The 17,354-nt window shown below is 56.8% G+C and carries 17 protein-coding genes and 1 tRNA gene; 7 read left to right on the top strand and 11 right to left on the bottom strand.

The features are described from left to right. Positions 1–18: 18 nt before the first annotated feature. Positions 19–1,728 carry an amidohydrolase gene (locus AC5S27_RS16080; protein WP_493935581.1) on the bottom strand — a complete coding sequence of 570 codons (1,710 nt, stop codon included), beginning with the start codon at positions 1,726–1,728 and terminating at the stop codon, positions 19–21. 137 nt (positions 1,729–1,865) lie between these two features. On the opposite strand from AC5S27_RS16080, the gene AC5S27_RS16075 reads away from it, so the two are divergent. Beyond that, on the top strand, positions 1,866–2,837 hold the full coding sequence (locus AC5S27_RS16075) for an amidohydrolase family protein (RefSeq protein ID WP_493935580.1): 972 nt from the start codon (positions 1,866–1,868) through the stop codon (positions 2,835–2,837). An 18-nt stretch (positions 2,838–2,855) separates the two neighbouring features. Here AC5S27_RS16075 and AC5S27_RS16070 read toward each other — a convergent pair whose 3' ends face one another. Next, a complete protein-coding gene (locus AC5S27_RS16070) occupies positions 2,856–3,323 on the bottom strand; it encodes a metallophosphoesterase family protein (RefSeq protein ID WP_493937325.1) in 468 nt (155 codons plus the stop codon). 2 nt (positions 3,324–3,325) lie between these two features. Next, a complete protein-coding gene (locus AC5S27_RS16065; protein ID WP_493935579.1) occupies positions 3,326–4,150 on the bottom strand; it encodes an ABC transporter permease in 825 nt (274 codons plus the stop codon). Positions 4,151–4,270: 120 nt separating this feature from the next. Here AC5S27_RS16065 and AC5S27_RS16060 point away from each other — a divergent pair, with 120 nt between their 5' ends. From AC5S27_RS16060 to AC5S27_RS16050, 3 genes are all read left to right on the top strand, one after another. After that, the gene (locus tag AC5S27_RS16060; RefSeq protein WP_493935578.1) at positions 4,271–5,071 is read left to right on the top strand and encodes a CAP domain-containing protein; all 801 of its coding nucleotides are present in this window, start codon (positions 4,271–4,273) and stop codon (positions 5,069–5,071) included. 340 nt (positions 5,072–5,411) lie between these two features. Further along, entirely contained in the window at positions 5,412–6,803 is a 1,392-nt protein-coding gene (locus AC5S27_RS16055; protein WP_493935577.1) for an NAD(P)/FAD-dependent oxidoreductase, read from the top strand. 140 nt (positions 6,804–6,943) lie between these two features. Then, positions 6,944–7,018, top strand: a tRNA-Asn gene (locus AC5S27_RS16050). 146 nt (positions 7,019–7,164) lie between these two features. Here AC5S27_RS16050 and AC5S27_RS16045 read toward each other — a convergent pair. Next, a complete protein-coding gene (locus AC5S27_RS16045; protein ID WP_493935576.1) occupies positions 7,165–8,349 on the bottom strand; it encodes an alpha/beta hydrolase-fold protein in 1,185 nt (394 codons plus the stop codon). A gap of 605 nt (positions 8,350–8,954) precedes the next feature. On the opposite strand from AC5S27_RS16045, the gene AC5S27_RS16040 reads away from it, so the two are divergent. Together AC5S27_RS16040 and AC5S27_RS16035 are read left to right on the top strand one after the other, a co-directional pair. Beyond that, positions 8,955–9,464: a hypothetical protein gene (locus AC5S27_RS16040; protein WP_493935575.1), complete on the top strand. Its 510-nt coding sequence runs from the start codon at positions 8,955–8,957 to the stop codon at positions 9,462–9,464. 85 nt (positions 9,465–9,549) lie between these two features. After that, the gene (locus tag AC5S27_RS16035) at positions 9,550–10,224 is read left to right on the top strand and encodes an RNA polymerase sigma factor (RefSeq protein WP_493935574.1); all 675 of its coding nucleotides are present in this window, start codon (positions 9,550–9,552) and stop codon (positions 10,222–10,224) included. Between the two features lie 56 nt (positions 10,225–10,280). Here the strand turns inward: AC5S27_RS16035 and AC5S27_RS16030 are convergent, their stop codons facing one another. From AC5S27_RS16030 to AC5S27_RS16020, 3 genes are read right to left on the bottom strand one after another with little or no spacing between them, the layout of a single operon-like run. Continuing rightward, on the bottom strand, positions 10,281–11,123 hold the full coding sequence (locus AC5S27_RS16030; protein WP_493935573.1) for a cytochrome c oxidase assembly protein: 843 nt from the start codon (positions 11,121–11,123) through the stop codon (positions 10,281–10,283). 4 nt (positions 11,124–11,127) lie between these two features. After that, positions 11,128–12,666 carry a cytochrome b N-terminal domain-containing protein gene (locus tag AC5S27_RS16025; protein WP_493935572.1) on the bottom strand — a complete coding sequence of 513 codons (1,539 nt, stop codon included), beginning with the start codon at positions 12,664–12,666 and terminating at the stop codon, positions 11,128–11,130. Then, a complete protein-coding gene (locus AC5S27_RS16020; RefSeq protein WP_493937324.1) occupies positions 12,654–12,944 on the bottom strand; it encodes a QcrA and Rieske domain-containing protein in 291 nt (96 codons plus the stop codon). Before AC5S27_RS16020 ends, AC5S27_RS16025 begins: the two co-directional genes overlap by 13 nt. Between AC5S27_RS16020 and AC5S27_RS16015 the strand changes: the two genes are divergently transcribed. Continuing rightward, positions 12,891–13,091 carry a hypothetical protein gene (locus tag AC5S27_RS16015; protein ID WP_493937362.1) on the top strand — a complete coding sequence of 67 codons (201 nt, stop codon included), beginning with the start codon at positions 12,891–12,893 and terminating at the stop codon, positions 13,089–13,091. The two genes, AC5S27_RS16020 and AC5S27_RS16015, sit on opposite strands and share 54 nt — an antisense overlap. A gap of 272 nt (positions 13,092–13,363) precedes the next feature. Here AC5S27_RS16015 and AC5S27_RS16010 read toward each other — a convergent pair whose 3' ends face one another. From AC5S27_RS16010 to ctaD, 4 genes are all read right to left on the bottom strand, one after another. Further along, positions 13,364–14,050 carry a c-type cytochrome gene (locus AC5S27_RS16010; RefSeq protein WP_493935571.1) on the bottom strand — a complete coding sequence of 229 codons (687 nt, stop codon included), beginning with the start codon at positions 14,048–14,050 and terminating at the stop codon, positions 13,364–13,366. Between the two features lie 62 nt (positions 14,051–14,112). Beyond that, complete coding sequence (locus AC5S27_RS16005) at positions 14,113–14,919, bottom strand: hypothetical protein (protein WP_493935570.1); 807 nt, start codon at positions 14,917–14,919, stop codon at positions 14,113–14,115. A 97-nt stretch (positions 14,920–15,016) separates the two neighbouring features. Further along, positions 15,017–15,613 (bottom strand): cytochrome c oxidase subunit 3, encoded by a 597-nt coding sequence (locus AC5S27_RS16000; protein WP_493935569.1) that lies wholly within the window; start codon positions 15,611–15,613, stop codon positions 15,017–15,019. A gap of 29 nt (positions 15,614–15,642) precedes the next feature. Then, entirely contained in the window at positions 15,643–17,301 is a 1,659-nt protein-coding gene (ctaD, locus tag AC5S27_RS15995; protein ID WP_493937323.1) for a cytochrome c oxidase subunit I, read from the bottom strand. Positions 17,302–17,354: the final 53 nt, after the last annotated feature.

Raw genomic sequence — 17,354 nt, 5'->3', positions numbered from 1 at the left:
TACATTGAGCAAGAAGTCCTAAGATTTGGCGGAATATACCGTCTTGCCATTGACGATGGTTTCGAGGACTTTGGTCTTGAGGATCTCCGGAGCAGGGATGGTCAGCAGGTTACGGTCGAGCAGGATGAGATCGGCGTCATAGCCGGGCACCAGCTTGCCCTTGGTCTTCTCCGCGAATTCAGCGTAGGCCGAGCCCTGCGTGTAGGCGCAGAGCGCTTGCGCGCGGGTGAGCTTGCCTTCGGGGAAGTAAGTCTTTGTCCCCGCCTCATTCGCTCGCGTAACCGCAGCGTAGAGGCCGCGAAACGGCGTGACCGGCTCGACCGGATAGTCGGTGCCGAAGGCGAGCACTACTCCCTGGTCAAGATAGGCCTTCCACGCATAGGAGTAGGCGGCGCGATCATGGCCGAGGCGATCCTCAGCCCAGTTCATGTCGGTGAGCAGGTGGTTGGGCTGCATGGAGGCGATGACGCCAAGCTTCCTGAAGCGCGGAATGTCCGCCGGATCGACAACCTGCGCATGCTCGATGCGGTCGCGATGGCCTCGTGCCACCGTCGGCCAGCAGCGCTCCACCTTGTAGGGATTCTTGTCCTGCGCGGGTAGCTCCGGGCAGGCGTCGTAAGTCTGCGCAAAGGCCTCGAGCGCCATCGCGGCAGCCTGGTCGCCGATGGCATGAAACCCGATCTGGAATCCTGCCCTGGCGCGCTCGATGGCCATGGCATTCAACTTCGGCTGGTCGTAGCGCGCGAGGCCGGAGTTCTTCGCATCATCTGCATACGGAGCTTTGAGCGCAGCCGTGCGTGAGCCCAGCGACCCGTCCATGAAGCCCTTGAGCATGCCTGTGTGGAGCATCGGATCGTTCTGATCGTGATGGGCGCGGTGAGCGATCAGCTCGTCGACCGGCTCGGCGAAGGCTAGCCACTCGCTGACACGAAGGCCCAGCTTGCCCTCTTTTTCCAACTCCTCCATGACAAGAAAGTCTTCCCACTCGGAGTTGTCCTGCACGCTGGTGAGACCGTGAGCGAGCGCATCCTGAATAGCGAGCGTAAGCCCCTGCACGCGGTCCTCATGCGTAGGCGGCGGAATCACTTTTTCGAACTCCTCCATGGCCGTGTCGCGCAGGATGCCGGTCGGTTCTCCAGCCGCGTCAAGATCGATGCTGCCGCCCTGCGGAGCCTTCGTTGCGCCAGTAATCTTCGCAGCCTTGAGCGCAGCGGTGTTGGCGACGGCGATGTGCCCGTCGATGCGCTCCAGTAGCGCAGGATGATCGCCGGTGACTTTGTCGAGGTCCTGGCGTGTGGGCAGCGTCTTGTTAGTCCAGAGCGTGTGATCCCACCCGCCGCCGGTCAGCCAATGCCCCGCGGGGCTGGTGGCTGCTTTGGCGCGAATGCGCTCCAGCATTTCGGCGAGCGACGCGGAGCCGGTCAGGTCCACGTTCAGCTTGGTCTGGCCCGCGCCGCCGAGATGCACGTGTGCATCGTTCAGCCCCGGCATGACGTACCCGCCACTGAGATCGCGCAGCACTGTCTTTGGGGCTGCCAGGCGCTTCACTTCCTGGTCCGTTCCCACCGCGATAACTTTCCCATCCGTGATGGCGAGGGCGGAGACGAGCTGCGGCTTCCCGTCTTTCAGTCCTTCGCCGGTAAGGATGATGCCGTGGAAGTAGATGACATCCGCCTTCGTTTGAGCCAGGGCGGCGGACACAAGCGCAGAGGCAGCAAGAGCGGCCACGAATGCGGATCGAAAATAGCGCATGGGCGGAGTGTAGCAGAGCGAGTGTTGACACTCGTTCCGGCCGGTCGCTAGCATCGGACTTCCGGAAAGTATTTCTCTATGGAAATTGATTCCAGCGGCGAGGCGTGAAGAGGATGAACAGGCGGGAAGTATTGAAGGCGGCAGCGAGTCTGGCGGCTGCTCATGCGGTCGATGGTTTCGGCTCGGCGGCGCGGCCCGGGTATCCGATTCTCGACGCGCACATCCACCTCTTCGATCCGACGCGGCCGGGCGGGGTGGTGTGGCCGCTGAAGGACGATGCCGTGCTCTACGAGCCCGCGCTGCCCGCGCGCCATGCGCAGGTGACACGCGGCGTGGGCGTGGTGGGCGCGATTGCCATCGAAGCCAGCCCGCTCCAAAGCGATAACGATTGGGTGCTGGCGCAGTGTGCTGCCAACGATCGCATGGTGGGCATGATTGGCAACCTTGTGCCGGGTGCGAGTACATTTGCGGCAGAGTTGGCACGGCTGCACGGCAATCCGCTGTTTCTTGGCATACGGTATGGGAATCTTTGGGACCATGATCTCTACGCTGACCTGAAGAAGCCGGGGTTTGTGGAGGATGTGCGTCGGGTCGCTGCTGCGGAGTTGATCTTCGAAAGCGCCAATCCCGATTCACGTCTCGTCGAGGGTCTGCTGAGTCTTTCGCAGCAGATTCCGGAGCTTCGCATCCTTGTGGATCATCTGCCGAATGCGAAGATTCCTGAGGATGCCGAGGCGCGAAAGCAGTTCTGGGCCAATCTCAAAGAGCTTGGGCAGAATGAGCGAGTGGTGATCAAGATTTCGGAAGTGCCGGTCGTTGAGAACGGCAAGCTGATCACGAACCCAGCCTATTACCGCGAAAAGCTCGATCCGCTCTGGGAGATCTTCGGCGAGAATCGCGTCATCTTCGGCAGCGATTGGCCGAATAGCGACCATGTCGCGGGATACGCAGAGACGCTGGGGATTGTTCGCACCTACGTGACGGCGAAAGGCCCCGACGCGGTCAGCAAATACTTCTTTCGGAACTCACTCAAGGTCTACCGCTGGAAAGCTCGGCGGCCGGATCAGAAACTGGGCCTTGTTTGATCCTGATCTGATCCTGACCTAATCGGGAATCGCTACCGGCAGGATTTCTGCAGTGAGTTCACCTGCGTCGCTGATCGTGATCTGCGCGATGGTCACAGGCAGGCTGAACCGGCGCGGTCCGCATGATCCGGGGTTCAGATAGAGCCCGCCGCGCTTCCACTCGATCAGCGGCTTGTGGCTGTGTCCGTAGAGGACCGCAGCGAAGCCAGCGGCAACCGGGTCGAGATCGAGATCCTGCAAATTATGCAGCATGTAGAAGTCTTTGCTACCGAGGGGGATGACTTCGGTCTCAGGCAGGCGCGCGCATGGGCCATGCGTGTCGACGTTGCCGCGAATGGCCGAGATTGGTGCGGTGCGGGTGAGGAAGTTGAGGATCTCCATATCGCCCACGTCGCCCAGATGCAGGATGTGATCGCAGCCCTTCAGCAGCGGCAAAATCTGCGGGCGAAAGAGTCCGTGTGTGTCCGAGATGACGCCGATGCGCATGATCAAAGTCCCATCTGAATGCGTGTATGCGGATCGAGATAGTCGCGCAGCGCATCGCCAAGAAAATTGAAGCTGAGAACGGCAAGCGCCATGGCCAGGGCAGGGAAGAGAACCAGATGCGGCGAGTCGAACAAGTGCGAGCGCGAATCGTTCAGCATCGACCCCCAGCTGGGCGCGGGCGCCGGGACGCCGAGGCCAAGGAACGAGAGCGTTGCTTCGGCGAGGATGACGCCGCCCATGCCGATGGCCGCCTGCACCATCAGCGGCTGCATCATGTTCGGCAGGATGTGGCGAAAGAAGATGCGCATGCCGCCTGCTCCGAGGGCACGCGCAGCTTCGACGTATTCGCGCTCCTTTACGGAGAGCACTTGCGCGCGTACCAGCCGTGCATATCCGGCCCAGCCGCCGATGGCCAGCGCCAGTGCCAGATTCTGGAAGCCGGGGCCGAGGAACGCAGCGAATGCAATGGCTAGCAGGATGCCAGGCAGGGCAAGAAACGTGTTCATGGCGAAGATGGTCAGGCCGTGGTCGATCCATCCGCCTTTGTATCCGGCCAGGCCTCCGATCGCCAGGCCAAGGGCGAGCGAGACGCTGACGACGGAAACGGAAATCGTCAATGACAGCCTGGCGCCCCACAGCAGGCGGCTGAGCGTGTCGCGGCCTAACTCATCGGTTCCGCACCAGTGAGCTACAGAGGGACCTTCAAGGCGGTGTAGCAGGTCAATGTGCGCTGGATTTGCGGGTGCGAGAATGGGCGCAAAGAGCCCGGCGATGACAAATACAAAAAGCAGAACGAGACCGATGGCCGCGAGGGGCTGACGGCGCATCCAAGTTTGTATTGTCGACGCTATTGCCATGGGCTATGGTCAGGATATCGTGATCTGGCGGTGTGGCTTGATGCGTTCGGGAGGACTGTTCCAATGGAGTCATTTCGCTCGGAAGTAGAGATGCAAAAAAGACCGCACCGAATCCTGAAACCCATCGCCGGCGTTTTGCTGCTATTGCTGGCGGTGATGGCCTTTGTCACCTATGCCAGCGCGCAGGATGAGAAGGAGAAGGCGCTCATCGAGCTGACCAACATGGCGCGTGAAGAAGCCGGCCTAAAGCCGCTCACCTGGGATCCGGGACTGGCCGCTGCGGCCAGGGCGCATGCTGAGTGGATGGTCAAGGAGGGCGGAGCGATTGCGCATCGCTACGGCGGGGAAGACGATCTCCCCGAGCGCGCGGCCAAGGCTGGGGCGCGCTTCAGCCTGATCGAGGAAAACATCGCCGTAGCTGACTCTGGCGCGCACGTCCATCAGGGCTGGATGAAGTCGCAGGCGCACCACGACAACATGCTTAATCCGAAGATCGACCACATTGGTGTGGCGCTCGTACCTTCGCATGGATTGATCTACGCCGTAGCGGATTATTCGATTGGCGTGACGGCGATGAGCCCGGAGGATGTGGAGAAGGCGGTTGGCAAGGAGCTGACCGATAAGGGAGTCACTCTGACCGGCGATCCATCCGCCGCGCGAACCTACTGCGCGCAGGAGGATACGTCCGACAAATCGACTGGTCCGGGAATGAAGCCGCGTTTTCTCATGCGCTGGCAGAGCGCGGATATCACCACACTGCCGCCGCAACTGCAGCAGCAGCTGAGCAGCGGGGTCTTCAAGCAGGGGACCGTGGGCGCTTGCGCTCCTCAGGGCAGCGGCGGCAGCGGGCCGGTCTTCAGCGGCTATCGCGTCGCTGTGCTGCTGTATTAATGTTGCTCAACTCAAACCGGCCTTGCGCCGCCCCGCAGTAGCTTGATTGTTGCCAGTCAGGAAGCGAAGGGCGAGGGTAGGGCCGGAAGGGTGCATCGTCCCGAGGGCGCAAATGATTTCGGCGGAAGTTGCGTATATTTATTATCCAAAAGCGCATAATAGAAAAAACCAAAGTTTCAGGCGAAATCGAGACGATTCCCCGGAGTGGAAAGAAAAATAAATACCCCTCCCCCCCCCTTTATTTCATTCTCTTTGTCTTCGCCTCTAAAATCCATTGCATGGCCGTCGCGATGTTGCGGTTTGCGCAAATCGCGATCGGTGAGAGCCGTATACTCAAGCGGTGACGATCGAAACGAAAACGGAAACGGCGGCAGCGGAGCCAGTGGTGGTCCCTGCCGAGTTGGATGTGGTTGTGATCGGCGCAGGGCTGGCTGGATTAGCCTGTGCGCGTGACCTTACAGCCGCTGGACTGAAAGTAAAGGTTCTGGAGGCGTCAGACGCTCCCGGCGGGCGCATACGAACCGATGTCATCGACGGCTTCCGGTTGGATCGCGGATTCCAAGTGCTGCTGACGGGATATCCCGAGGCGCAGCGGGTGCTGGATTACGAGGCGCTGAGCCTGAGGAACTTTATGCCCGGAGCGCTGGTGCGGCAGGCGGGCAGCTTTCATCGCTTTGCTGATCCAAATCGAGAACTGCAAAAGGCGATTTCGTTTGCTTTTGACACGATTATCCCGCTGGGCGACAAGCTGCGCGTCGCAAAGCTTCGTAAAGACTGCCTGAAGGGTTCGGACGCAGACATTTTCAATCTGCCGGAACAGACCACGCGGGAGTTTCTGCGGCGGTCGGGATTCTCGCAGTCGATTATCGAGCGGTTCTTTGAGCCGTTCTTTGGCGGAATTTTTCTTGAGAAAAACCTGACCAGTTCGGCGCGGTGGTTTCGCTGGCTGTTTGGGATCTTCGCAACCGGCTTTGCCGCGGTGCCAGAACTGGGCATGGAGCAGATTCCGATACAGATGGCTGCAGCGCTGCCAAAGGACGTAGTCCAGTGCAACGCTCCAGTGACTGCGATGGAGAAGACGGCGACGGGCTGGCTTATCCAGATCGGCGATATCGGCGAGGGCAGGACGATCCGGGCTCCGCAGCTGGTGATGGCCGCGCGCGAACCGGAGGCGAAGGCGTTGCTGGCAGGTGTCCGCAAGCCAGGAGCTGCCCCGGCGCGCATCTGGAACCGGACCACGACGATCTATTACGCGGCGACTGCATCTCCGGTCGATGAGCCGGTGATCGTGCTGAACGGTGACGGGCCGACAGCCGGGCCGGTAAACCATCTGGCAGTGATGAGCATGGTTTCGCCATCGTACGCGCCGCCCGGAGCGCATCTGATCTGCGCCAACATCGTCGGCTCCGCTCCGGAGACGGACGAGGCGATGGCTGTGCTCGAAAGCGAAGTACGGACGCAGATGCGGCGGTGGTTCGGCAACCAGGTGAATGGCTGGGGAGTGCTGGCGGGCTACCCGATCGCCCACGCGTTGCCCATGCAGTCAAGCCACGTTGCTGCGAGGCCAGCGCCGGTCGACAACGGGATAGTCCTAGCCGGCGATTATGTGACCACAGCGTCTATCCAGGGGGCGCTATTGTCCGGTGCGAGCGCTGCGACGGCCGCCCGGGCAGCATTGGCCGCCGAAGCGAAGGAAACAAAGGCTGTGAAGTCTGTGGGGACGAAAGCGTAGGTTTTACGGTCGAGGGGCAGACGGATCATCAACCGGACCGGTTCAGATCGTCTCCAGCAGCGACGCTTTGACGCAAGTCACGGATTTTGATATTTTTAGAAGGTCGCCGGGTCTTGCCAGAGACCGTTCAAGCGAGTCACTCCTCAGTAGCTCAATGGCAGAGCATTCGGCTGTTAACCGAAGGGTTGTAGGTTCGAGTCCTACCTGAGGAGCCAGAAAGTAAAGGACTTAAAAGCTAAGTCCGAAATTCCAACCCCACAAAACTCTACGATACGAATCAGACTGCCACCGCCTGTCCCTCAGACTGCGGATTTTCCTGCCTCATTTTCGACGTACTGCGTGGTCCCGTCCATGGCTCGCGCTAGAACAGTCGCGGTGCGAAGTCCTTCAAGTCACGGCGCCAGGTTTGCCATTCATGGTCAGTACCGGGAGACTCGTAAAAGACGTGTTGAATCTTTCCTTCCTCGAGCGAGCCATGCAGTTTCTCGAGCCCTGCCTTCATACGCTCCGGCTCGTTGGTCCCAACGCCGATCCATAGCAGGTGAACTCGTTTGGCGAAAGCAGCGGGATCGGCCATCGCTCCATGGAACGCCGTCTTCGTATCCAGCTTGTTATCGCCCATCGCAAATGGGTTGGCTGCTCCGCTGAATCCGCCGATGTATGAGAACAAGTCGAGGTGGTCGAAGGTCACTTGAAACGTCTGCATCCCACCCATGGAGAGGCCAGCCATGGCACGATGCTCACGATCGGCGACTGTCCTGAAGTTTGAGTCGATGAAGGGAATGAGCGCCTGCGTGACATCGTCTTCGAACGCGCCCATGCGCTCTTGCATCACCTTCATAAATTCCGGAGAGCCAAAAGACGACCCGGTAAGGTCGGGAACCACGTATCCGGCGCGAGTGGCGTACCCGTTGGCCATCACGACGATCATTGGCTTCGCGCTTCCGGCGGCGATCAGGTTGTCAAGAATGAAATTCGCTTTGCCTTGCCTGACCCATCCGCTTTCATCCTCTCCGCCACCATGCTGCAGATACAGGACCGGATAGCGGGTCTTGGCCGTGTCATAGGCGGGAGGCAGATACACCAGCGCGTGCCGCCAGGTTGCCGTCACGTTGGAGTGGTACCAGATCTCGCGGACCTGTCCATGGGGAACGTCTCTGGGCAGGTAATAGTCTGCTCCGGCTTCTGGCACCTCGACGGCGCTGGCCCATTTGCTTCCGCCAAAGTAGGCCGTACTGCCAGGATCATTGACGTCGGCGCCATCCACGTTGATTGCATAGTAGTGAAGCCCCGGAGCCATAGGAAGCGTTGTGACGGTCCAAAATCCGTCTGCCTGTTTTTCCATGTCGACCTTAGGACCGCTCCAGAAATTTAGCTTCACCTTGGTGGCATCCGGCGCTTTAAACCGAATCTGCACGCGCGACGTAGTGCCCACTTTCGGATACTCCGCATCCAGCACATTTGAGGCTGCCGGCTTGAAGTTAGCCGGATCCTGTGCAAAACAGAAGCTGCTTCCCAATAGCAGCACAATTCCAATTACCTTCATGACGCACCTCTAGAAACAGGTCCGCGTGGCTGGGCCGGCTTGGTGCCGGAAGTCCCTGCCCGCGTTAACCATAGGAATAGTAATCCTTCATCCGACAAGGAATAAAGCGATTTATTTAAAGTGGACGAAAACCTAACTCGAGGGATGCGGAACCTGGTCGCGATGCTATGAGGTGGGTATACGTCCATTCTTCGCGCCTTCTGGCGGCTCTTTAGTATCGGCGCAGCGTCATGCGGAATAGGCTCTTATGAGCGGCTGATCCCTCCAGCCGCTGCATTGCGCACATTCCATTGACATTTTGACGGTCTCTGAGAGTGCTGGAGGTTGAAGTATTTCCTACATATATTTGAGGGCACGTCCACCGTTTACACGCTGGCTCCCATTGAGATTAGAGAATTGCCGGTATGGCTCGGCAAAGGGAGTGCCTGAGAATGACCCGAACGAGGGGTCTTCCTGGCGTTCGAATGAGGCTATCTCTTTTCAGATTGCCCACTGAAACTGACATTAGCCGAAATACCGATGGGGTAATGCACCTGGTCATGGAGATTGACCGTGTATCGCTTCCTCCGTAGTTCCCTAGATTTCAAATTGGTGAGGCGATCGTCATGGAAGCTAATGATTTGAACGAAGTGGACCGGTCATTTGCCCCTCAGTACAACCGCTTCCGGCTGGCAGCCACAGTCTTGCTCTGTTGTGAGAAATGTGCGGAGGCCGTGCTTATGGAGGCACTTAGAGAGGTGGAGAACGCACACATAGCGGCAGGTTTTGAGTTTGCTTTCACGATGCGAACCGTCGCCGGAAGTGCGATTGCTCATGCTCAGAAGTGTCCTCAATCGAGCACTAGCGACTCGGCTATCCTCAGTCCGCCGGACAGCGATCCCGTCGCAGTAGTTATAAGGCTTCCTTGGCCAGAGAGGACGGCATTCTTCTTGAGAGAGGTACTCAACTATTCAAAGCGAGATAGCTCTTTGCTTATGGGTATGACCGACTCAAACGTAGAACAGATGGTCGACATGGCACACAAACGCCTTGCGGCCATGAATGTAGTTTGCCTCGACTCGCTGAAAGCGTGGTACCGGCACGAGATTTTCGAGTATGCCGCCTTCACTGCCTGATCACTTCGAGTTCCAGATGTTGAAAATTCGTCATTTTATGACTTCGCGTATCTCAACCATTCCAGCCATTTCCAGGAGTTATCCCATGAATCTGAAGACGACTGAACCAGATCTTACAACGGTCGAGCCAATCCGCATTTTGAACCGGGATGAGAAGCTTGTTGAAGCAGCCAAGGCGGGTTCTGCTTCTGCTTTTGCCGAATTGCGCAGCCTATATGCAAGAAGAGTCTACAGGACGGTCCTCTCAATTACTCGGAACAGAGAAGATGCCGAGGACGCACTTCAAGAATCGTTTCTGAAGGCTTACATGGCACTCTCCAGATTTGAAGGCAGAGCCAATTTTTATTCCTGGCTGACACGTATTGCCATCAATTCCTCGCTCATGATTCTACGGAAGAGGCGAGCACGCCCAGAGACTCCACTTCACTTGGTCACAGAAGAGGAGGGGGAGATCCCCCTGTTCGAGATGCGCGATTCGAAGCCCAATCCCGAGCAGTCTTATGAGCAAAGGGAGAAGTATCAGACACTCGCACAAGCGATCGGGAAGCTCCCTCCGAATCTGAGGGAAGTAGTGGAGATCAGAGTTATGAGGGAGTGTTCCGTCCTTGAGATAGCTGGCATTCTTGACATCTCAACCGCTGCCACTAAATCCCGACTTTACCGAGCAAGAACGAAGCTTGCCACCTCCCGAGCCATCGGTAATCGATCAGGAAAGCGATTCGTCCGACCAGGCGCTGCCGAACTGAAGGGTGTGGTTTGAACGCATCCTCATTTGGAACGCCCAAGCCGAAGCGCTGGGTTAATCTGCGCGTGACGTTACACTGAACCTTCGGGTTGAAGGAGTCGACTTGGATGCAAGAGGCGCACTGTAATTGCAATGGCAGGGATCAGAAAAGCCAGCGATCCGAGTACCCACATAATCACCGCTCCTAGCACCTGATCCTGCAAAAGCGATACTTGAAACGCGTTCGGATGATCGATGTAGTAGCGATAGACTGGTCGATCACAAAAGGCGAGAAAAGCTGATAGTAAAGTGTTAACTATGTCCGACGACACAAGGTACAAAATGATTTTCCAATCCCGTCGGCCTCTCCTGTACGGCCAAGGTTGCAGGATGTGCCACCAGAAGAGTAGAGAAGCCGCAAGGAAGCATAAATGCTCGAAAGCGTGCCATACCTCATGTTCCAGGGCAAAGTCGTAGGCCGCGGGAATATGCCATATGAGGAATGTGAGATTCATCCCCAGCCAGGCGAGCACAGGGGCTGCAATCCAATGTCGGCATTGCTGCACAGTTTTCAAACGGATCACAGGCGCGAATACTCGCTTGAGAACGCCCGCGGGCAGACCGCGCAGGAGAGGAACAACCGGTGTCCCTAGTAGCAACAACGGAGGCACCACTGACATGATCAGGAGATGTTCGATCATATGCGCGCTCAGCAAGGCGTCTGCAAAACCATCCATCGGTGACCCGATAGCCAGCCAAAGCACAGCCAAGCCTGAAAGGAAGAAACACAACTGCGCTCCGGAGAACTGGTTGGCACGAGTCTTGCGGATCTCAATCCAGCCTCGCAGATACACAACTGCAGCCATAACGATGCATAGGGTCAGTAGGACGGGAAACTCCCAGTCCGCGAAGATGTCACGGATAGCGTCGGACAATGGATTACCGCTCCTTCCGGAGAGGAGCTGCATCGGCGCCGGGGATATTGGGATCGATCATAGTTAGGTTACGAGAAGCATCCACGGCGGGTGCCTGGTAGTTGCTTCGCATGGTGACAAGGAAACGAACCAAGGCCGTTGTTTCCGCTGGGCTCAGTGCATTGCCGTAGGCTGGCATATTGCCGCCCCCCTGGAGCACCTGACGAATGATCTGGTCTTCCGTGAGCCTTGTCGCGACGTTGTCGAGCGCGGGACCGCGTAAGCCTCCAACTCCGTCGAGAGCGTGGCAATTTCGACACTGTTTGTATTGCAGAACGATTGCACCCTGGCCCTCGAGGGGAGTTCGATTGTGTAGATACCTGACTGGGACCGGATCACTGGCCCACGCTTCCATCACCGGGCTCCATGGCGCATATGTCCCGAGGTGGGTGAAGATACCCAAGGTGACTGCTATGACTGCGAGTGTGAGCACGGCGACAGGGCGCCGAGCCCAATGACGTTCACCCTGGGCAGCAAATACCGGAAGTAACAGCATCGCAGCGATGAAGAGGATGGGGGCAGTCAGGATGATGGGTGTTTCCAGGGAGGGCGGTAGCAGCGAGAGGATGGCGAATATCCATAGGAACGCTATATCTGGCTTCGGTGCGGTTTGAATGATCGTCGGATCTGGTGGACCTCCGGGTCCGAACGGGCCAAAGAAGAAAGCGCATGCCATTACCGATAGCAGGATGGCGACAGCGAAGACTGCATCTTTCCAGGCAGCGTCTGGAACAAACGGGATACCTGTTTTGCTGGTCAATTCCCGATACTCGCGTTCATAAGTTGCCTTACTCACAATCCGACCTGGCATCGGCCAGTCGCTGACACCGTGACGTAACACCATCCAGATGTGGGCGCCAACGCCAGCAAGCAAAATGCCTGGAATGACAAAGACATGGAGAGCAAAGAATCGCGATAGCGTTGCAGCGCCAAGGATCGGGCCACCGAGCAGAAGATGTACCAAAGGCTCCCCGACTATGGGGATACGGCTTGCTATCGACGCACCGATGCCAAGACCCCAGTACGCATTCTGATCGAAGCGGAGGACTTGGCCCGTGAAAGCCATGCCCAAGGTGAGCAACAGAAGCACGACACCCACCATCCAAGTGAGTTCGCGAGGGAATTTGTACGCTCCAAACAGAAAGACCTGAGCCAGATGGAGCAGCACGATTGCCACCATGAATTCAGATCCCCAACCGTGCAGCGCACGAAGATACCATCCAAGTGGGGCGTAGTGATTCAGGAGTTGCAGGCTATCCCAGGCTTCGCTGGCTGACGGGCTGTAGACGAGTCCGAGAAGAATCCCCGTCATCACTTGCAGAATAAGGAGCACGGTCGCGGCGCTGCCAAACACATACAGCCAACTCGCATTGTTGGATGGCGTTGGATGAGCAGCGGCATCGCTTAATGGTTTTATGAGGCCGAGTCGATGCTCGATCCAATTCAAGACCTTGATGTATGGACTTGCGGGATCTCGCTCTGCTGATTGTTTCAAGCTTGCCATGGTGTCGTCCTCCGTTTGGTTAGGACCGGCTCAATCTGGATTAAGGGTTCTTGACCGCAGGATGCCTGAGTCGCCAATGTCGGCATATTGCCGGCGTGAATGAGGAGCGAATCACCGTTGACTCGAACTCTATATTCAAAGAGGCCGCGCTCCGGAGGGCCAGAGGCGCGAGTTCCATCCTCGTAATATGCTCCTCCGTGGCAAGGACAAAGGAAGAGTCGAGATTGAGCAAACCATCGCACGGGACAGCCGAGATGTGCGCAATTGATTGCGAACACCTGAAATCGCTGATCGGAGGCCCGCCGCACCCAGCATGCTGCCTTGCCGGTTTCTCCGTCGCCAAGACGTTGAAGAGGGCTCTGGAATTCAACGAGTCGAGTCTCGCCTACCGGAAAGGCATCAAGGGAACCAATGTCGATCCATGAGCCTGGGTCTGAGCTCTTCCTGACGGCTGGACCAAGCAGGTAGCCTACAAGGGGTATCGCAAGAACCGTTCCGACCGCTGCATTGAGGACCAGAGATATCTTGAATAGAAAAACTCTGCGCGAGTGCGCTAGGTTTTTTGTGTCGCCTGATGCCTCCATGTTTGCTGAATCACTTGAAGTTGGTTCCGTTGGACCTAGAGTCCCTGAGTTAGCTGAAGATTCGCTCATGACTGTCTCCCTTGCTTCCCGTCAATCCGTAGTTGTTGAATTCCCTATCGATGATTTGGATAAGGTTGACCTGGCGAGTCGGTGCGGTGGGAAACTATCCAGGCAACCACGTCGGTAATCTCGAGGTCCGTCATCGGACGCGCATTTGCCCCTTGCAGATCGTTACGCCAATCAGGCATGCCTCGCTCTGGACGACCGGCAATGATGAGGCTTCGAAGCCCCTGGTCGCTTATGAGGGCTAGGTAGGTGGGATCAATGATGGTCCCTGCCGCACTTGGACGCAATCCCTCGCTTGGAGTCTTTTTGTCAGCATCGACACCGTGGCAGCGACCACAAAATAGGGAAAATGCTTGCTTACCACGGATTGGGTCGCCTTGACTCGATGCCGCGTATTCGGGGGGCTTCTGTCCGGCAAACAGGCTGGGATTGGCCCATTCCTGAAGCATTCCTTCGGTCAGGCGATCAATCTGCTCATCCGTGAGTAATCCTCCGGAACTTTTACCGAATGCCGGCATCATCGTACCCTGGACGCCGTTCTTTGTAATCCGACGAAGAGTTTCAGAGCCAGCAGTCTGCAGGTAGACGGGGTTCGCCAGCGAAATGGCCGCTCCGTTCCGTCCATTCTCGCCATGACAGGCTGCGCAGTTTTCTTGGTAGAGCACCTTTGCATCGAGAACCTGTCCTGGCCGAGCGGTTTCGTTTCCCGGCTTCGGTTTGCCGGGGGCTTCCAAACATCCTGTACTAGCAAGAGCCATGCTGAATGTAAGAGCGGAGAGTGCGACTGCAAAGAGTCTCATTTGGCAGGGTTCTCCTCTTCACGGGAACCTGAGTCGTTTCCATGTAGCGCTGCCTGATCCGAGTGAATCCCCGCGCGGATAGCGAAGGGAAGCGCTTGGTATTGCGGGGTACGGATCTTCGCGTGAAGATTCACCACGAAACCGCACACCAATCCGAAGGCAAGTTGCGAGAGCACGAACCAGAACCAGTCAATGCGTTCGTTCAGGATTGGGCTGACGATTCCCAATACCGAATACAAAATCCCGGTAAATAGGACTGGAACCATAAAGCCGGCTGTAATGATCGGGTAGCGAGGAAACATCGGTAGAAGCGCGCCATAAAGAAGGCCCACCAACAACGACACCATTACGTGGATGGCAAGTCCTGCCAACAGTCCCTGCGTGTGGAATTCGCTCAGAAAACCGTCACTTGCACCGACCCAACTCACGAAGCCACCGGCAGCAAGAAGATTGGGAGCGTACCAGACACTGTGATAGCGAAGAATGCCAAAGACCGCGGCTGGGAGAGTCATAGCCATACCGCCTGCAATGCCCCCGCGAAGCCCTGTCGTGAATCGAAATCGCTCGGTCGGAAGGATCTTGCGATGCGATCCGCTATCCGAAGCGCGTCTTGTCAAGGTGCGAGTGCTGAAGACGGCAACCCGTTCAGGACGCACTGCGATCGCTTCATGCAACTCATGTGGGAAAACCTGAAAGAACCAACCTATGCTCGCCGCAAAAGCCAGTACCAAGCCAAGTATCCCTATGACCGCATTGGTAACAAGCCCGGTAAGCATCAGCGCCACACCAAGAGCCAATACCATTGGCCACGGTGTCGGGGATGGAACCTGCAGAATTCTCACTTCGGATGACCCCGTGTGTCTGTGCATGATCTCTCCTAATAGGACGTCCGACTGCTATTTATCTGCCGAGCACATAGACGATCAGAAAGACAACGACCCAGACTGCATCTACGAAGTGCCAATAGAGAGACAACACTTCCAATCTGTCCGCGTGTCTGACATTCAACGAGCCAGTGAGTGAAAAGAACAATGCAAGGCTCAGCATTCCCAGGCCTACAGCGACATGGGTAGCGTGCAAACCAACAAGCGAGTAGAACGTTGTGCCAAAAAGATTGGTTTGAATCGTGAGTCCATCCCGATAGATCAGCCGATACCATTCCTGCGCCGTACCTGCCATGAAGATGCCGCCAAGGGCAACAGTAGCGGCAAGCCAAATCGACGTATTGGTTCGTCGTTCCTGCCTGGCGGCGATGACAGAGAGATGAACTGTGAGGCTGCTCGACAACAGGCAGATCGTTGTGAAGATGGGGAGCTCAAGAACTTGTCGAGGCGTCGGTCCGCTGAGACTCTTGCCAAGGTAGTAGACGTAGGCCACTACGAAGATCAGAAAGATGGCAGCTTCCGCGAGGATGAGACACAGCATGCCGACAACGCCGCGCGATGGCAACTCCCAGTCTTCGGTCGAATTTTGGGCCAAAACGGCTACTTCACTCATACGAAGTGCTCCCAACTGTCGGATTTGGTCTATTCGTAGAATCGGTCGGAGTCGTCTGGATGCTTCAGATCCCAAAGGGGACGGCGACTCTCGACAACTGGCGTCTCGGCAAAGTTGTATGACGGTGGCGGAGAGGTGGTTGACCACTCCAACGTCCAGGCATCCCAAGGGTCGGGGCCCGCGACTTGCCCTCGAAAGTAAGACCATACGAGATTGAAAACAAAGACCAGGGTGCCTGCAGTCTGGACCAGAGCTCCACTCGAGACGATCAGGTTCCAGAACATCCAGCCTCGGTCGGCTTCATAGGTATAGATCCGGCGAGGCATTCCCAGAATCCCGGGAATGTGCATGAAATCGAAGGTTAGATGGAAACCAATAATGAAGAGCCAGAAGTGCCATTTACCAAGACTTTCACTTAACATACGACCGGTAACTTTTGGATACCAGTAGTAGAAAGCGGAAAAGAGCATGAAGAGAATTGCGCCGACAAGGACATAGTGGAAATGGGCTACAACGAAGTAAGAACCGCTTAACTGCCAGTCAAATGGGGCGGATCCCACCATGATCCCGGTCAGTCCTGCGATGAGGAATTGAAAGAGAAAGCCAATGGCAAAAAGCATCGGCGTAGCGAATTGAACTTTGCCTCCCCAGATAGTCGCCAGCCAATTAAAGATCTTGATCCCGGTTGGGACTGCAATGGTCATCGTGGCGAGCACGAAGAAGGTGTTCGCACCAGCACTCATTCCGACCGTGAACATGTGATGGGCCCACACGCTGAGGCTGACAAAGCCAATGCCCACCGAAGCCGCAACCATCGCTGGATAGCCAAAGATTGCCTTTCGCGAAAAGACCGGGATGATTTCGTTCGCGAAAGCAAAGGCTGGCAGGATGAGTATGTAAACCTCGGGATGGCCGAATATCCAGAAGAAGTGCATCCAAAGAGTCGCAGAACCACCAGCCTGAGTATCGAAGAAGTGTGAGCCAAGATAGCGATCAAACATCAGCATTATCTGCGCCGCAGTCAGCGGACTCACCGTTACAAACGCCATCATGGACATAACCAGGTAAAGCCACACGAGCAGCGGCATACGGGAGAGCTTCATCCCTGGGCAGCGCATGCAAATCGTGGTGGTCACAATATTCACGGCCGACGCTATGCTGCTCAGGCCGCTCAAAAGTATTGCGAGAGTCCAATAGTCGGTGCTGTGTCCAGGTGAGAAGGGCCTGGCCGTCAAAGGAGCATAGGCCCACCAGCCGACGTCGGGTGCGCTGCCGACGCCAGACAGTCCATTGCCGCCCAGGTAGCTGAAGTAGAGCAGCAAGCCGCCAAAGAAAGACACCCAGAAGCTGAAGGCATTGAGACGAGGAAACGCCATGTCTCGCGCACCGATCATCAACGGGATCAAGTAGTTGCCGAACCCGAATAGGATGCTCATCCCGACAAAGAACACCATTGTCGTGCCATGCATGGTGAACAGCCGATTGAATGCTTGCGGCGACACGAACGAGTTATTGGGAAGGGCGAGTTGAATGCGCATCAAGATCGCTTCGAACCCGGCAATGACAAGGAATAGCAGCGAACTCGCGATGTACATGATGCCGATCTTCTTATGATCTACGGTGGTAACCCATTCATGGACGATTTGGAGGACTGTAACTGCCGGTGCCGTTACCTCTGCTTCAACCAAGGATGTATTCAGTGACGTAGGGGTGGCCATTCGCTCTCATCCTTCCCTTCTTG

This window comes from Acidicapsa borealis (assembly GCF_059115245.1).
The sequence above is the reverse complement of the archived record's forward strand: the minus strand, read 5'-3'. Positions and strand labels throughout refer to the sequence as shown.

Bases quoted from the DNA above. Each gene is read 5' to 3' on its own strand.
- AC5S27_RS16065 (WP_493935579.1), bottom strand. From the start codon at position 4,150: ATGCGCCGTCAGCCCCTCGCGGCCATCGGTCTCGTTCTGCTTTTTGTA.
- AC5S27_RS16060 (WP_493935578.1), top strand. From the start codon at position 4,271: ATGCAAAAAAGACCGCACCGAATCCTGAAACCCATCGCCGGCGTTTTG.
- AC5S27_RS16070 (WP_493937325.1), bottom strand. From the start codon at position 3,323: ATGCGCATCGGCGTCATCTCGGACACACACGGACTCTTTCGCCCGCAG.
- AC5S27_RS16025 (WP_493935572.1), bottom strand. From the start codon at position 12,666: ATGGCAAGCTTGAAACAATCAGCAGAGCGAGATCCCGCAAGTCCATAC.
- AC5S27_RS16000 (WP_493935569.1), bottom strand. From the start codon at position 15,613: ATGAGTGAAGTAGCCGTTTTGGCCCAAAATTCGACCGAAGACTGGGAG.
- AC5S27_RS16040 (WP_493935575.1), top strand. From the start codon at position 8,955: ATGGAAGCTAATGATTTGAACGAAGTGGACCGGTCATTTGCCCCTCAG.
- AC5S27_RS16035 (WP_493935574.1), top strand. From the start codon at position 9,550: ATGAATCTGAAGACGACTGAACCAGATCTTACAACGGTCGAGCCAATC.
- AC5S27_RS16075 (WP_493935580.1), top strand. From the start codon at position 1,866: ATGAACAGGCGGGAAGTATTGAAGGCGGCAGCGAGTCTGGCGGCTGCT.
- AC5S27_RS16005 (WP_493935570.1), bottom strand. From the start codon at position 14,919: ATGGTATTGGCTCTTGGTGTGGCGCTGATGCTTACCGGGCTTGTTACC.
- AC5S27_RS16045 (WP_493935576.1), bottom strand. From the start codon at position 8,349: ATGAAGGTAATTGGAATTGTGCTGCTATTGGGAAGCAGCTTCTGTTTT.